This is a genomic window from Flagellimonas sp. ABD4_174 (assembly GCF_056160185.1).
In genome coordinates this window covers 2,000,781-2,017,280 of the sequence record NZ_JBSWWP010000001.1, presented here as the reverse complement: position 1 = coordinate 2,017,280, position 16,500 = coordinate 2,000,781, and the positions used below count along the sequence as shown (strand labels likewise).

At 40.0% G+C, this 16,500-nt stretch carries 15 protein-coding genes; 9 read left to right on the top strand and 6 right to left on the bottom strand.

Going from position 1 to position 16,500, the window contains the following annotated elements:
* The first annotated feature begins 3 nt into the window (after positions 1-3).
* From ACXAFK_RS08830 to ACXAFK_RS08805, 6 genes are all read left to right on the top strand, one after another.
* Positions 4-879, top strand: coding sequence for a DUF4437 domain-containing protein (locus ACXAFK_RS08830; RefSeq protein WP_474957490.1), 876 nt, complete (start codon positions 4-6; stop codon positions 877-879).
* Positions 880-881: 2 nt separating this feature from the next.
* On the top strand, positions 882-1,685 hold the full coding sequence (locus tag ACXAFK_RS08825) for an SDR family NAD(P)-dependent oxidoreductase (protein ID WP_474957489.1): 804 nt from the start codon (positions 882-884) through the stop codon (positions 1,683-1,685).
* A gap of 206 nt (positions 1,686-1,891) precedes the next feature.
* Positions 1,892-2,812 carry a leucine-rich repeat domain-containing protein gene (locus tag ACXAFK_RS08820; protein WP_474957488.1) on the top strand — a complete coding sequence of 307 codons (921 nt, stop codon included), beginning with the start codon at positions 1,892-1,894 and terminating at the stop codon, positions 2,810-2,812.
* 220 nt (positions 2,813-3,032) lie between these two features.
* On the top strand, positions 3,033-3,821 hold the full coding sequence (locus tag ACXAFK_RS08815) for a DUF6090 family protein (protein WP_474957487.1): 789 nt from the start codon (positions 3,033-3,035) through the stop codon (positions 3,819-3,821).
* A gap of 149 nt (positions 3,822-3,970) precedes the next feature.
* Positions 3,971-6,277 (top strand): TolB family protein, encoded by a 2,307-nt coding sequence (locus ACXAFK_RS08810; RefSeq protein ID WP_474957486.1) that lies wholly within the window; start codon positions 3,971-3,973, stop codon positions 6,275-6,277.
* Positions 6,278-6,579: 302 nt separating this feature from the next.
* Positions 6,580-7,323: a DUF2268 domain-containing putative Zn-dependent protease gene (locus tag ACXAFK_RS08805; protein WP_474957485.1), complete on the top strand. Its 744-nt coding sequence runs from the start codon at positions 6,580-6,582 to the stop codon at positions 7,321-7,323.
* A 49-nt stretch (positions 7,324-7,372) separates the two neighbouring features.
* Here the strand turns inward: ACXAFK_RS08805 and ACXAFK_RS08800 are convergent, their stop codons facing one another.
* Genes ACXAFK_RS08800 through ACXAFK_RS08790 form a run of 3 tightly spaced genes read right to left on the bottom strand, consistent with a single transcriptional unit; the run spans position 7,373 to position 8,912 of the window.
* Positions 7,373-7,792, bottom strand: a complete 420-nt coding sequence (locus ACXAFK_RS08800) for a hotdog fold thioesterase (RefSeq protein WP_474957484.1) — start codon at positions 7,790-7,792, stop codon at positions 7,373-7,375.
* Between the two features lie 9 nt (positions 7,793-7,801).
* A complete protein-coding gene (locus ACXAFK_RS08795) occupies positions 7,802-8,320 on the bottom strand; it encodes a peroxiredoxin-like family protein (protein WP_474957483.1) in 519 nt (172 codons plus the stop codon).
* A gap of 10 nt (positions 8,321-8,330) precedes the next feature.
* Entirely contained in the window at positions 8,331-8,912 is a 582-nt protein-coding gene (locus ACXAFK_RS08790) for an NAD(P)H-dependent oxidoreductase (protein WP_474957482.1), read from the bottom strand.
* A gap of 105 nt (positions 8,913-9,017) precedes the next feature.
* Here ACXAFK_RS08790 and ACXAFK_RS08785 point away from each other — a divergent pair, with 105 nt between their 5' ends.
* Together ACXAFK_RS08785 and ACXAFK_RS08780 are read left to right on the top strand one after the other, a co-directional pair.
* Positions 9,018-9,422, top strand: coding sequence for a winged helix-turn-helix transcriptional regulator (locus tag ACXAFK_RS08785; RefSeq protein ID WP_252079816.1), 405 nt, complete (start codon positions 9,018-9,020; stop codon positions 9,420-9,422).
* A gap of 198 nt (positions 9,423-9,620) precedes the next feature.
* Positions 9,621-10,028: a thiol-disulfide oxidoreductase DCC family protein gene (locus ACXAFK_RS08780; protein ID WP_474957481.1), complete on the top strand. Its 408-nt coding sequence runs from the start codon at positions 9,621-9,623 to the stop codon at positions 10,026-10,028.
* 1 nt (position 10,029) lies between these two features.
* Here the strand turns inward: ACXAFK_RS08780 and ACXAFK_RS08775 are convergent, their stop codons facing one another.
* The gene (locus ACXAFK_RS08775; protein WP_224836843.1) at positions 10,030-11,355 is read right to left on the bottom strand and encodes a dicarboxylate/amino acid:cation symporter; all 1,326 of its coding nucleotides are present in this window, start codon (positions 11,353-11,355) and stop codon (positions 10,030-10,032) included.
* Positions 11,356-11,413: 58 nt separating this feature from the next.
* The gene (gene aroC, locus ACXAFK_RS08770; protein ID WP_474957480.1) at positions 11,414-12,478 is read right to left on the bottom strand and encodes a chorismate synthase; all 1,065 of its coding nucleotides are present in this window, start codon (positions 12,476-12,478) and stop codon (positions 11,414-11,416) included.
* A 192-nt stretch (positions 12,479-12,670) separates the two neighbouring features.
* Here aroC and ACXAFK_RS08765 point away from each other — a divergent pair, with 192 nt between their 5' ends.
* Positions 12,671-13,591 (top strand): UDP-2,3-diacylglucosamine diphosphatase, encoded by a 921-nt coding sequence (locus ACXAFK_RS08765; protein ID WP_224836841.1) that lies wholly within the window; start codon positions 12,671-12,673, stop codon positions 13,589-13,591.
* Here the strand turns inward: ACXAFK_RS08765 and ACXAFK_RS08760 are convergent.
* Positions 13,562-16,477 (bottom strand): FAD-binding and (Fe-S)-binding domain-containing protein, encoded by a 2,916-nt coding sequence (locus ACXAFK_RS08760; RefSeq protein ID WP_474957479.1) that lies wholly within the window; start codon positions 16,475-16,477, stop codon positions 13,562-13,564. The genes ACXAFK_RS08765 and ACXAFK_RS08760 overlap by 30 nt on opposite strands.
* Positions 16,478-16,500: the final 23 nt, after the last annotated feature.

Genomic DNA, 16,500 nt, shown 5'->3' with positions numbered 1-16,500 from the left:
ACCATGCAAACAAGAACAAACACATTTATAGCGATAACATCCTTATTCATTGCGCTTGGGTGCAATCAACACAAAGAATCTGTAGAACCCAAAAACGGTGGGGCTACCGAAAAGACAATTGAACCCACAAACAAGGTGGTGTTGAGCTCTGATATTGTTTGGCAAAAATTGAATCCCGCCCGTGGCGACCAAAGTCCACAGGCGGGCACAATATGGGGCAATAGAAATGGAAAGGTCGCCACTGGCTTTCTAGCGAAATTTACGGATGGATTTTCCTCTCCTCCCCATATTCACAATGTAACCTACAGGGCAGTGGTATTAAAAGGCTCCATACACAATGATGACCCCAAAGCGGAACATATGTGGATGACCCCTGGCAGCTTTTGGACACAGCCGCGGGGAGAAGCACACATTACATCGGCCAAAGGCGACGAAAACATTGCTTATGTGGAAATTGATCATGGCCCTTATTTGGTAAAGCCCAAGGATAAAGCTTTTGACAATGGCGAAAGGCCCATCAATATAGATGCTTCCAATGTGGTTTGGTTGAATTACGAAAAAAGCGAGTGGCTTGCCAAGGACAGCAAAGCGGAAATCAGTTTTCTATGGAAAAGCCATACAGATAATGCGCTCCAAGGCGTATTCGTTAAGCTTCCAAAAAGATTCAACGGCAAGCTACACAGTACTGGAAATATTTTTCATGCGGTCGTGGTCCAGGGCGGTTTGGATTACACTTTGCCGCAGACCAAAGAAATAAAAGCATTGGATATCGGTAGTTACTTTACTTCGTCCGATCGGGCTTTACATTCCATTGCCAACACCTCCGATAAGGAAACAATCCTGTACATACGAACCAATGGTTCCCTTAATATTGATTAGCAATGAAAACAATTTTGGTTACAGGGAGCACGGACGGTATCGGTAAATTGACGGCCATTGCGTTGGCCAAAAATGGAAACCGGATTCTGTTGCATGGGAGAAACCCCAAGAAATTAGAAAAGACGATCACTGAACTAAAGGAAGCAGCCAACCATGAAAATATAATCGGTTTCGTCTCGGATTTATCAGATTTTGAAAGCATACAACACATGGTCGGTGAAATTTCGAAAGAAGTTTCGGCCATCGATGTTTTGATCAACAATGCAGGGATTTATGTCAGTCCCAACAGAGTTAACTCAAACCAATTGGACATGCGGTTTGCCGTAAATTATTTTGCTCCATACCTTTTAACTTATGGACTTATACCACTTCTAGAAAAAAGCAGTGCCCCACGGATCATTAATTTGAGTTCCGCTGCGCAATCCCCGGTATCGTTCAATGCCTTGATGGGAAAAGAATTGCTAACGGAGCAAAAGGCATACGCACAAAGTAAATTGGCCCTGACCATGTGGAGTTTTTATTTGGCAAAAACAAAAAAAAACCTGAATGTAATCGCTGTGAATCCAGGGTCGCTTTTAAACACCAAAATGGCTCAAGAAGCATTCGGGCAACATTGGTCGCCAGCAAGCAAGGGTGTAGAAATATTATGTGATTTGGCCTTATCGGATGTTTATAACCAAAGTAGTGGCCAATATTTTGACAACGACAAAGGGTCCTTTGGCGAAGCCCATCCCGATGCCTATGATAAAGTAAAAATTACCCGGTTGATTTCTGAAACCAACAAAATCTTGGGGATTCGGCCATGAGCATTCCAAAGAAATAAAAACTGCCGGCATAAAATGGTTGAACACCACTTAAGCGACCGACAGAGAATAAATGCATTGATGTAATCCTCTACTTAGTGGTAATTCTTGCTCACCGTCCTCAATGATTTTTTAAATTCTAATTAAAAAAAGTGTAACATTTTTGATGATTCTGAGTCCTATGGATTCATCATCAAAAAACAATCAGAATGACCATCCGTAAAATGGCAAATACATGCTTTGCCCTTACCTGTATTTTTTCCTTAGCGCTTTTGGGCTCGTGCTCCAACGACAATGCCGACGATAATCTGGTAAATGACCAGTATCTTCTTATCCCGGACAACCATTTTGAGCAATTACTTATTGATCAGGGAATCGATACCGATGGTACACTTAACGGGCAAATGTTACGGGAAGATGCCGAAAAAGTTGAGCGACTGGATATAAACCTGAACAGTCACTTTGGGGATATAGAGGATCTCACGGGCGTCGAAGGGTTTGTAAACATTACTTTTTTGTCCGCGATCGGTCAGAACCTGCAGGAAATCGATTTAAGTTCCAACACAAAATTGGACACCTTGTATCTTCAAAACAACAACTTAAAAACCATCGATTTAAGTAAAAATACCCGTTTGATCTTGATGAATGTATTGCAAAACGAGTTGAATACCGTTTCCGGACTGGAGCAAGCAACGCGATTAAAATTTTTGAACCTGTCCTACAACTACTTTGAAGATTTTAGCATTACCAACGAGTCACTGGAACATTTGCTCATCAGCAATAATGTGCTGACCTCTTTTAGTTCTTCCGGAGCGCCCAATCTAAAAAGTATTCTATTGACCACCAACCAACTTGGCTCAGTGGACCTCAGTTCCAATCCGTCTTTGGAAACCTTGGTAATATCGGACAACAGCCTCGAGGGCATCCTACTGGCAGATAACCCGAACTTGCAGTATTTTTATGCCTCTTCCAATATGATGACCCAATTGGACGTAAGCCAAAATCCAGCGCTGATAGATTTACGTGTGGATAGAAATCCGAACTTGAGCTGTATCAAAATAGAAAGCGGACAGGAAATACCTACGGTGATCTTATCCGAATATCAGGAACTGAACGAGGATTGCAAATAAACGTGCGGATAGTAAAAACCATTTACACGAACTTTTGTTTTTATTGGATATTTCTCAAAACTTGAAATCCTATAAAAACTCAACCCTTGGTAAATACATTTCGAAATGAGGAACTGAGTTCCGATTGAGACATCCATATTTCTCACACTCCCTTTGGTCGGTTGGAGATGACCAGTGTTCAATTCATTAAAAGTCATATCTTTATAGCAACCAACCTCTTATGATTAAATTCTTTAGAAAAATCAGACAGAAATTACTCTCTGAAAATAAATTCAGTAAATATCTTCTATATGCGATCGGGGAGATCGTACTTGTTGTGATTGGGATTTTGATTGCTCTTCAAATTAATAATTGGAATGTAAAACAGAACGAATTGGCCAAGGAGCAATTAATACTAAAACAATTACATAGTGAATATCAAAGTAATCTGAAGCAACTCGATGAAAAAATACTAATGCGTAATGAGGCACTAGAGGCTTCCAACAATTTGCTAAATCAAATAGATGATCCTAATTCAATTAATGAAGATGGGCTCTATCAATCATTATGGACACTATTTAGAGACCCAACTTTTGACCCCATTAAAAATGATATAGTCGGTTCAGAAAATCTTCGTTTAATAAACAATGATACCTTGGTGCGATTTTTATCCAATTGGTCTTCTGAAGTATTTCAAGTCCAAGAGCTAGAGTTAGAGTATCAAAAATTCAGAACACAGATTTTATTGCCCTGTTATCTCAGATTGGGAGTTTCAAGAAACGTAAATAATAACTTATGGAAAGATGGGTACACCCCTACTGAGGCATTGGACAAAGAATCAAAGAATAAATTCACTATAAAGCCAACAAAAAAAAGTTTGAATTTGACAAAAGTTCTTGAAGATGTTGAATTGGAAGGTATGGTTAGCCAAGTAATTACACATCATCAAATTACAAACATACAATCACATACTTTGCGTAAAAGGATACTAAATATGCTCGAAATAATTGAAAGGGAAATAAAAAATTAATGAAAGTACATCAACCTGCAAGCACAATAACGGTTGAATTTCCAAATTGGAACTCATTGTAATTTGTCATCTTTCGGTTATGGCGAAAAATCATAGCTGGTTTTCCGCAACGGGTCAAACACAAAACCGTTAACTACAAATTAAAACCAATGAAAAAAGTAAGATTATTTATTGTCTTTCTCATAACCTTGGGAAATTTATCTCAAGCGCAAGAGAACATCTTTTATTCTTCCTTTAGGCCTCAAGGATGGGATATCTACATATCCAAAGATGACGGTAAAACCTTCTCAAAATTTACCGATCATGAAAGTTTGGATTACGATGCAAAAATTTCTACTGACGGTAGATGGATAGTGTTTACCTCGGAACGAAATGGTCGTCCACAATTGTATATCAAAAGTACGGAGGAAGATTCAATTCCCAGACTCTTGGTAACTAGTCACTCCATGCAAGACCAAGTGGATTTTTCTCCTGATGGGGAAAACATAGTTTTTGTATCTACCCATGAAGGCAATTCAGATATTTATTTACTTCCTTTTTCACCTTTGGACACCTTGGACATTTCGGAGGCCGTGAACCTCACCAATGATCCAGGAGGAGATTTCAGACCTAAGTTTTCAAATGATGGAAAATTTATCGCCTTTTCAAGCGACCGAGGTCATGATACCAAACCCGACCCGAGATTTGTTTTTGCGATGCAACGTTTTGGGGATATCTATGTAATGAATGCAGACGGTACCCATACCAAAAGGTTGACAAATTCAGAAAACTGGGATGGAAGCCCAGTTTGGTCCACAGATGATCAGGAAATTATTTATTATTCTTCCAATCAACTTTCGGATAATAGACATGAATCCTCAAGGCTCTATAAAATGTCAAATACTGGTGAGAATTCTATGCAAATTTCGCCCGACAATTACTCTTGCTTATCCCCTTTAGTGAAATCTGATGGTCACATATTATTTACAAGTTTCGTAGACGGACCCAACGGTTTTTCCATACTAGGGCTCGATCCTAGCTCAAAAGATATTGACACCACCCTAATTAGGGAAATGAATATGTTGAATGTAGACTATCATGAATCAGGAATTTTGATTTATCACGGAGGTAAGACTCCAGAGCAAAAACCTACAAATATTAATAGTTTTACAGGAGATCTATTGGTAGCAAACAGCCCTCAATTGGTTAATGATGTTCCTAACAAGGTACTTTCATTATATGGTGTTAGACGTGCTTTCGCTGCGCCAGGAACTCCCGATGGAAAAATTATATATGATGTTTCTGAAGTCAATAATTTTCAAGAATCACTAACGTCTTATGCTTATATAGTATTGTTGATACCCATTCTCGCCATTTTTTGGCTGTTGTTGGGGATTTATAAAAGCGTTAAACATAGGAAGACCATTGCCTTCTGGAAACATCTCATATTCTCTTTGGTGGCAATTGCTATTGCAGTTTACTTTATTAAATCCACTAATGATCAGCTGTTCACAAATCTATTGCCTTTAGATGAAGTACAACCGTTCTTGGCAATTTTTGCTGCTATACTTTTTCTATTGGGAGTACTAACCTATTACCTTTTCAAACAAAGGAAGAAGGCTGGAAAACCTATCGCCTCATTGTATAAATGTTACACTTTGATGTTTATTCCTTATGCCTTTATAGTTTTATATGCTTCGCTAATGTTATCCTCATTTTTTAAAACCGACAAAGATTTTTATGCGGTTGATTATACCACCAATGAAGTAAAGCATATCTTCAACTTTCAACCTGATGGGGAATTCAATCCGCAATTTTCAAATATTATTGATGCCAAGATTACTCCAGACGGGAAGTACCTTCAATTCTCCGTAGGTGGCTTTAGATTAAGCCCGCATGCTAAAGGAGGTGTTTATCGCTATCACTTTGAAAACAAAACTTTGGAGCGAGTAACCGATCTGGAAAGCAACACGGGATTTGCTGATTATTCCGGAGACAATGAGGTGCTGGTTTATAGAAGTGGAAGATCGGGCAATATGGATATTTATATCGAAGAAAATGGAACCACCACGAATATAACAAATAGCCCGGATAAGGAAACATTCCCTGTAATCTCGTCCGATGGCAATAAAATCGCATACTGTTCTGACGTAAATGGTACTGAAAAAAATGGTGTGATCAAAACAATGGATATTTTTATTGTTGAGAGGACGAGCAATGGTTGGAGTAAACCAAGGCAATTAACAATGTACTCTGGTCAAGAAGGACATGCCCATTTTTCACCTGATGGTGAATGGTTAATTTATTCCTCAGAGGAATTTGGTATTAATGATGAACAACCAATAGTTCAACCTTTTATTTTCAGCCCTCAGATGTATGGCGAAATTACAGCAATAAGAATATTGGATGGAGAGAGATTTAGATTAACACATAATAAATGGGAAGATGGTGCACCGCTTTGGATAAGAGAAAACTAATCTGCTGCTATAAATATATCCTATGTAAGGTCCTAATCCAGTTCTCTACAGTCAATATTTGATTTCTTTTTTTAATTAAACCTAATTCCCTTCTATTAAAAAAACATATATAAGAGGAATCGCAGCACGCTACTGTAAAAGCACCCTCAAGGTCATTTCGACATGAAATGGAAAGTATCGATGGAGAAATCTAATTTTCTCATACGTTCTGATGATTGGCCACATCATGTCCGGTTTTGATGTCTTTTTCTTTGGATGTAACATTATTGGGGCTATGGAGTCTACAAGTAAAACGAACATCAATGAGATCAATCAAAATCCTATTATTCCTTTTTGCGTTATTAGTTATCAGCAATTGCAAGAAGAGCCCGAACAGTACAGAAGTATCAAGTTCCATGGTCACCTTTACCGAAGATAGGGCAAAATTTACCACATCGGAAAAAGAACTCATTCGAGAAACAGTACTGGAATCGGAACAAGAAATTCGAGCCCTAATACCGACCCTACCGGACAGTATAACCGTATCCTTGGAAATTGTGGATTGGGACCTTGATGTGGTCGGAGGTGTTACCGGACGTACCGAATCCAATTCCCCTCCCTTGGTTCTAATTCAAATCTCTGATAAATATCCAGGGGGCATTACCAATGCCGTGCATGTAGCTCTAAAACACACAATTTATCATGAATTTCACCATTTGTACCGAGGTTGGGCCATTCAGGACAACAAATATGGGCCTGGTATTTCCACAGCTGCCATAAACGAAGGTTTGGCCGTTGTTTTCTCAGAGGAATATACTGGTAAAGCCATGGAAGCGGATACCCCACCAGAAGCAGCCATTGCGGAGCAGTGGGCGGAAGAGATCAGGTCTTTGCCCCTAAATGCGAACTATCAACATTGGATGTTCCAACACCCCGATGGCAGACAGGCCGTTGGTTACAAAACCGGAAACTACCTGATTAGAAAAGCAATGGCCAATTCAGGCAAAGACGTTCTTGAACTCAGCGAACTTACTCCCGATGAAATTTATAAACTGTCCGGACTGTAGGTACGTGTTATACGGGCCCCAGCTTAGAAGGAACATGTATTTTTAAAATTTATGCCCTTATAAAGTTATATACTCCTTTACCTTCTGCAACCAGAACATCATCTTGGAAAGCCTTCATTTTGGTGACCATTATCCGATTTCCCATTCTGACCAATTTTCCTTCAAACATTAAATCTTTTCCATCAGCAAACCTCAGATAATCTACTCTCAAGTCTATTGTTGACAGTTTATCTTCTGACGAATTGAAATTGGCAATTCCTATAGCGCCACCAACGGAATCTAAAATTGTAGCAATAATTCCACCGTGCCAATGATTAGTGCGAATATCACCGACTAAATCTTTTCTAAATGGCACTCGTACTTTAATGAAATCCTTTTCAACAATTTCAACTTTTAATCCAAAATGTCTATGAATTGGGATTTCTTCTTCTGCCAATTTTATCAATCTTTCTTTTGTCTTAATATCCATATCACAGATTTATAGCATTTCACCTCTTGCAGGATAGCCTGACTGAACTATATAATCAACTGCTTTTACAAATGACGGCAAATATGGTCTTCCCCAAGGGTTACTGTTAATGGCTGAATAATAAACTTGATTACTATTGTCAACTAAAAATAATCCTGGTTCACTAAATTCACTTGGTTCACCATCTTTTACACCTGCACTTAAATACAAAGCCCAATCTCTTGCTGATTTTTCAGATAAACCATAGCCCAAAGTAAGATTAGACAATTCCCACTTTTGACGAGAAAGTCTAGCTCTCTTTTCGGTATCCATACTTACTGCTACTACATTAACACCTCTTTGCTCAAATTCTGGTAACAATTCTTGTAATTGTTGTAAATACTTTTTGCATAGTGGACAATGTAACCCACGATAAAAAACAACCAAAGTAAAATTGTCTGGATTTTGGTCTGCTAAAACCCATTGATTTCCGTCTAATAATGGAAACTGTAAATCTGGTGCTGTATGTTTTGGTGTTGGTCTATTCATAATAAATACTTTAAAAGTTTGCTTTCAAATGATTTTCAAAACGAATAAAATCATTCTCTATTTCTGGATTTTTCATTACATCATATGCCATAAATGTTGGTAATGGTTCAAAACCAAACCACTTAAAATTAAGATGCATTGGTTTTAGCAAATCATCTTCACTCATTCCATTAAAAAATGGTTCCTCTGGATTATTAAAAGCTTCTTTTGGTGCATTAGCAGTTACCGACATCATGTACTTTCCGTTTAACTTTCCACCTAATCCATAATTCTTCTTCGGTGCTTCTTTGCTTCTACCATCACCATCAGACATTTCGCCCATCATTCCAATCGAAAAAACTTCATCAATGTATTTTTTAAAAGACCAACTTACACCCATCCAGTTCAATGGTGTTTGAAAAAAGACCACATCTGCCCACTTGAATTTTTCTATTTCCTCAGTAACATCATAATCATCTTCCATAGTAGTTTTCTTAATGATGTAACCATTACTTTTAAAGTAGCTTTCTGCTTTTTCAGTTAAACTTGCGTTTAATTTTCCTTCTGAAAACGGATATTTCTGATGACCGTTGATGATAAAAATATTTTTCATTTTAAAATTTTGATTACTTTTGTTTCACAAAGAAACTAATATTAGTTCAATAAAGAAACTATTATGCTTTCATCTGAACAAATAGTGGTAACCAAAAAGTAACTAATGGCAAGAAAATATATAGACAACCCGAATGCTTGTTCCCTTGTGCATACGATGAACATAATTGGTAATAAATGGAAACCGATTATTTTATATTTATTATCAAATGGTTCTATGCGATTTGGGATGCTGAATACTTTAATACCTACAATCTCAAAAAAGGTGCTGACTAATCAGTTGAAAGAATTGGAAAACGATGGATTACTTTTAAGACAGTCCTTTGCAGAAATTCCACCAAGAGTTGAATATTCATTAACAGAAAAAGCAGTTGGACTTTTGCCCGTTTTAAGAATGTTAAGTGATTGGGCAAATGAAGCTTATCCTGAAATGTATTTTGAACAATGTAGAATTGCTGAAAGCGCTAGAACTCCAACTATTGAAACTATTAACAAGCAATATGAGCCTTAGTGAACAAACAGAAGATATTGCTTTACCAGCTCGTACTTTGACACCAATACGTCCTATCTTTGCGCAGCAATCCTTATTTCGAAATAAGTAGTCTTGCAAAAAGATGGTAATTGGAGTTTGCACACTTATTCCAGGGTATTCAAAAACCACAAGAAGGCGGTCTATACAATAAAATAATGCTAGCTATACATCAATAGCATGGAAAACGGTAAAAAAATAATTTTGTTCGATGGGGTATGTAACCTCTGCAACAACTCTGTCCAATTTGTAATAAAACGGGATAAAAACGATGTATTCCGCTATGCGGCACTCCAGAGTGATGTGGGCCAACAGTTATTGAAACAGCGCCATATAGACACCATTGCCGTGGACTCCATTATCCTCATCGAGCCGGGAGTAGCCTATTATACCAAGTCCGACGCTGCCTTGGAAATTGCACAGCATTTGGGCGGATTATGGAAATTATCCGCCATATTCTCCTGGATACCTGCAACCTTAAGAAACCGCATTTACGATTTTGTGGCAAAAAACCGCTATAAATGGTTTGGCAAACAGGAGTCCTGCATGATTCCGACCCCTGAGTTAAGAGCGAAGTTCTTGGATTGATTTATTTCACCTCATCGTAATGATCGTCCCATTCTTGCACGTGCGGTTCTCCCAATTTACCTACTGATTTGGCCACTACCATGGAAACTGTTGCATCACCAGTGACATTTACAATGGTCCTACACATGTCCAAAGGCCTATCTACTGCAAAAATCAGTGCAAGACCAATGGCCAATTTATCGGAAGGAAAACCTATGGATTCCAATACAATAACCAACATAACCATTCCCGCTCCGGGTACCGCCGCCGATCCAATGGATGCCAATAAGGCAGTCAAAACAATGGTCAACTGATTTCCAAAAGTAAGGTCGAATCCGAGTGCCTGTGATATAAATACTGCTGCGACCCCTTGGTACAGGCTGGTACCATCCATATTAATGGTTGCTCCCACGGGCAATACAAAACTGGACACTTCTTTATCTACACCAATGTGTTCCTCTACCCTTTCCATTGTAACTGGCAAAGTGGCCGCACTGGAGCTTGTCGAGAACGCCAATAATTGGGCAGGACTGATCTCTTTTAAGAACCAGAATGGGTTTTTCTTGGTAACTACACCTACTATTGTTGCATAAAAAACAATCATTAGGGCAAGACCCAAAACGACTACGCCGGCATATTTAAGCAACGCCAGTAACAAATCGGGGTCACTGGAAGATACCACTACTCCCGCCAAAAGGGCAAACACGGCATAGGGTGCCGTAAGCATGATCAGGTCTACCATTTTTAGTACCACATCATTCAGGGCATCAAAAAAATCCTTTAAGGGCTTTGCCTTTTTCTCGCCTATCAATAACATGGAAATTCCCAAGAAAATGGTAAAAAATATTACTTGCAACATCAAAGCATTGTCCGTCATGGCCGCCATGGCATTATCGGGGACCATATCTACAATAAATTGCAATGGCCCACTATCTTTCTGTCGGGATGCTTCCTCTATTTTGGATGTAACACCTGCATCTCCCGCATAAGTGTCAGTTAACTTTGTTACCGTATCCTCGGAAATGCCACTGCCTGGATTCATCACGTTAACCAACAATAACCCAATGGTAATAGCAACCACAGTTGTAAGGATGTAAATCCCTATGGTTCTTAGCCCTATATTTCTGAATTTTGATATATCCTTTAGGTCGGAGATACCTTTTACCAAGGATGCCAAGATCAATGGTATGGCAATTAGTTTAAGAAGTTTTACAAAAATGGTCCCCAATGGTTGGATCCAGTCAGATACAAATTCCTTGCCCCAGCTAATTTGGGTCATTGCAAATCCGAAAAGAATACCTAAAAGCATTCCGATAAGAATCTGCCAGTGCAATTCCAATTTCTTCATAAAGTATATTTATTGAGGGTAATATACTTTATTGTATGGAAACCTCCTAATGGGTCAATCAGATTTTGTTGGTACGGGCCAACAGGGAATAATCGGCCAATACCATTGCCGCCATGGCCTCCACAATGGGCACAGCTCTTGGAACCACGCATGGATCGTGCCTTCCCTTGCCTTGGGTGGCAACTTTTTCTCCGTCCTTGTTAATGGTTTCGTAGGATTGTAAAACTGTTGCGACGGGTTTAAAAGCTACATTAAAATAAATATCCATTCCATTGCTAATACCTCCTTGCACTCCTCCGCTACGATTGGTTTTGGTGGTACCATCAGCATTATACGCATCGTTGTGCTCACTCCCTTTCATGGCAACCCCGGCAAATCCGCTTCCGTATTCAAATCCCTTTACCGCGTTAATGGACAGCATGGCCTCGCCCAATTTGGCGTGGAGTTTATCAAAAACCGGTTCGCCAAGACCAACCGGTACATTTTGGATTACACAAGTGATCACACCCCCTATGGTATCGCCCTCCTTTTTAATGGATTTGATATAATCTTCCATTTTTTGGGCCATTTCCGTATCGGGACAACGAACTGCATTGGATTCAATTTTGGAAAAGTCCAATTCTTGATAAGGTTTATCCAGCTTCATGCCCCCTACTTGCGACACGAAAGCATTTATTTGGACACCATGTAAAAATTGTTTGGCAATAGCACCGGCCACTACCCTACTTGCAGTCTCCCGAGCAGAACTCCTGCCTCCGCCCCGATAATCTCGGAAACCATATTTTTTATCGTACACATAATCTGCATGCGATGGTCTGTACGAATCCTTGATGTGAGAGTAATCCTTTGATTTCTGATTGGTATTGTGAATGGCAAATCCAATGGGAGTTCCTGTGGTCTTTCCTTCAAAAATACCTGAGTATATCTCTACCGTATCGGGTTCTTTACGCTGGGTAACTATGGATGATTGCCCTGGTTTTCTTCGGTTCAAATCCAATTGGATCTGCTCCAAGTCCAATTCTATTCCTGCAGGGCAGCCATCAATAATGCCGCCCAATGCTTTTCCGTGGGATTCGCCAAAAGTGGTAACCCTAAAAAGTTGTCCAAAAGAATTTCCTGCCATTCGGTATAAAATATGATGCCATCAAAGGTAGAGCTTACAAAGTTAATTCAAAAACAAGCCTTTGGCTTAATGTTATTATAACATATTTCATTCTTAGGTGATATTTTTTTAACGATATGCTCATAAATTATTGACCTCGTGTTGATTTCTATGTTATTCCCACTCCTTTATTTTGTAATAAACCTTATCAGATTGAAAAAAAGGAAGATAGATTTAGCAGTCATCTCGGATGTTCACCTAGGAACATATGGCTGCCATGCAGATGAGCTTATTACCTACCTGAACAGTATACAGCCCAAAAAACTGATTTTGAACGGGGATATTATCGATATTTGGCAGTTCAGTAAAAGATATTTCCCCCCATCACATTTAAAGGTACTGAGAAAGATCATAGGCATGGCCTCCAAAGGCACAGAGGTGTTCTATATCACTGGGAATCACGATGAAATGCTGCGTAAGTTCAGTGATACTTCAATGGGGAATTTTAAGATAATGAACAAATTGGTATTGAACTTGGACGGCAAAAAGGCATGGATTTTTCATGGCGATGTATTTGATGTTTCCATCCAAAATGCCAAATGGCTGGCCAAACTGGGCGGTTATGGCTACGATCTTCTTATTTTGATCAATAGCTTCCTCAACTGGTGCCTGGCCAAAATGGGGCGCGAAAAATATTCATTGTCCAAACGTATTAAAAATAGCGTAAAGGGCGCCGTAAAATATATCAACAATTTTGAAAAGACAGCTGCAGAGCTTGCCATTGAAAACGACTACGACTACGTGATCTGCGGCCATATCCATCAACCAAAAAAAGAAATATACCAGAACAAATATGGCAGCTGCACCTATCTAAATTCAGGTGATTGGGTTGAGAACCTCACTGCTTTGGAGTATTCCTTTAAGCGATGGAGAGTCTACCATTACAACCACGATAGACTTTCTCCTTTCTTTGTGGACGAAGACCTAAAGGAAATGAACATGAACGAACTGATCGCCTCCATTACCGATAAAGAGGTCGATATCGAAGATATTACCCAAGAGCACATCAGCGAAATTGAAGAAGAAAGTGTCGATCGAGATTTTTTAGATGACAAGGGCCTGTCTCAAGATTGAAACCGGGTGCTGTGCCTCCCTTTTTGTCCCATCCATAATCTGATGCCTACAACTTGTGCCGTTCGCTGCGATCAATGTCTCTTCCGAGCTCTTTGCTACCGCAGGGAACAATTTTAGGCTGCCCACCTTCATGCTGGTCTCGTAATGTTCTTTTTCGTACCCAAAGGAACCTGCCATACCACAACATCCAGATGCTATTATCGTTACTTTGTAATTCTTGGGCAGGTTCAGCATATCAAAAGTTACTTTTTGGTTGCTCAATGCTTTTTGATGACAATGTCCATGTATTTTGATGGTCTTCTCCTCATCGGTAAAACTATCGGATGTAATATGCCCTTCTGCGATTTCGGCTGCTAAGAATTCTTCAATCAAAAATGATTGGGAAGCCAACTTCCGTAATTGCTCCTTATCATCGTACAATCGCTGGTACTCATCCCTGAACGATAGAATGGCCGATGGTTCCAACCCAACAATGGGCAGACCTCGGTTCAAAATATCCTTTAAACGCTCCATATTCTGGGCAACCAGTTTTTTTGCCTGTTTTAAATACCCTTTAGATAAATATGTCCTGCCACTTTCACCATAAAACAGTTCAACGTCGTAACCTAATTTGCACAACAGTTCAATCGCATCCTTACCTACTTGGATATCCAAATATTTAACAAACTCATCTACATAAAGGATGACTTGTTTTTTGGAAAGGTCCGTGCGTTTTACCCGATGTTTTTTTAAATGCTTGGTAAAATTAAAACGACCTACTTCCGGCAAGCTTCGCTCTGGGGCTACCCCCGATGCTTTTTTGAGCAATGCACCCACCGATTTGGATTTGTACATCCAATTGGTAATGCCGGGCATTTTACTGCCCAATGCGTTCAATCGAGTGTTATGGGCGAACAACTTGCTCCGTAAAGAATATCCATTGGCTTCTTGATAATTGTACAGGAACTCGGCCTTAAGCGCGGCCACATCCACATTACTGGGACATTCACTGGCACAAGCCTTACAGCTCAAGCATAGATCGAATGCGGTTTTAAGCTCTTTATGATCAAAACGATTGGCTTTTTGGGAATTGGTCAAAAATTCTCGCAAGGCATTGGCTCTTCCACGGGTTGTATGCCTTTCGTTTTTTGTTGCTTGGTAACTTGGGCACATGGCGCCGCTCATATGATGACTCTTTCTGCAGTCGCCACTACCATTACATTTCTCCGCCGCTTTTAATATGCCCTCACTGTCCGAAAAATCCATGAGCGTTTTTACCTCGGGCTCTTCACGGTCCACCTCGTACCGCAAAGATTCATCCATGGCGTAGGCATCCACAATTTTACCGGGGTTCAGAATACCGTTGGGATCAAATAAGCTCTTTACTCTTTTTAACAATTGATAATTAGCCTCCCCGATCATTAAGGGAATAAACTCCGCACGTACAATCCCATCGCCGTGCTCCCCACTAAAACTACCTTGATATTTTTTGGTGAGTTTTGCCACATCGGTGGTTATGCTACGGAAAAGGACCACATCTTCGGATTTTTTCAAATTCAGAATTGGTCGCAAATGCAGTTCGCCCGCACCCGCATGGGCGTAATAAACCGCACTTTGGTCATAGCCTTTCATGATCTTGGTAAACTCGCCTATAAAATCCTTTAGATCCTCCAATGCCACGGCGGTATCCTCAATACAGGCTACAGCTTTTTTGTCGCCCACCATATTTCCCAAAAGTCCCAGACCAGCTTTGCGCAGTTCTATGGCCTTATTGATGTCGTCCCCATAAAGAACAGGGCTGGCATAGCTTAACCCAGACTTTGCGATGGTTTTCAAGAGTAATTCCAGCTGTTTTTCGAGATCTTCCTCCGTTTCGGCCTTTACTTCCAACATTAAAATGGCTACAGGATCGCCATCCACAAAAAAACGGTTGGCCGATTGCGCCCTATTGTTTTTGGTACAGTCTAGAATCACTTTGTCCATCATTTCGCATAAATGGAGCTTGTGTTCCATTACTGGGGCCACATCCGCCAAACAATCTTCCAAGGTTTTATAATGCGTGGCCACCATAGCAGAAAACTGAGGTGGCAAGTCATCCAGTTGAAGTGTAACCTCGGTAGTAAAAGCCAAAGTTCCCTCGCTACCCGAAAGTAATTTACATAAATTGAATTCATCCGAGTCTTCGCCAAAAATGTTGTTCTTGAGCAATTCGTCCACCGCATACCCTGTATTTCTTCGATGTATACTGGGTTTCGGAAATTCTGCCTTTATGTTGCCCTGAATGTCGGGATTGGAAAGCTCTTCATATAATTTGTGATAGATTCTTCCTTCAAGGGAATCGGTCTGTTTCTTTGCATCGAATTCCTTTTTGGTGAGACTCGAAAAGTATGCCTCACTGCCATCGGACAAAATACATTGCATGGCCACCACTTTATCCCTTGTTACCCCATATTGTATCGATGTAGTCCCCGAGGAATTGTTCCCGACCATTCCCCCGATCATACAACGGTTGGAGGTTGAGGTATTTGGCCCAAAAAACAGGCCGAACGGTTTCAAATACTGATTGAGCTCATCCCGAACCACACCCGGTTGTACGGTAACCTGCCTTTTCTCCTTGTTCAAACTAACTATCTTGGTAAGGTATCGGCTCACATCCACTACAATGCCGGGACCCACGCACTGTCCGGCCAGAGACGTTCCTGCCGTTCGTGGTATGAGACCAACTTTGTTGGTATTGGCAAAATCAACCAGTACTTTTATATCTTCCGCGTTTTTAGGATAGGCCACCGCCAACGGCAAAATGCGATAAACGGAGCCGTCGGTGGCATATAGCGCTTTACTTAAATCATCGAACAAGAGCTCGCCTTTCAAGTTTTGGGAAAGGTCTTTTAACAAATATTTATCCAATTTGGAATACTTTTTGGGAACTA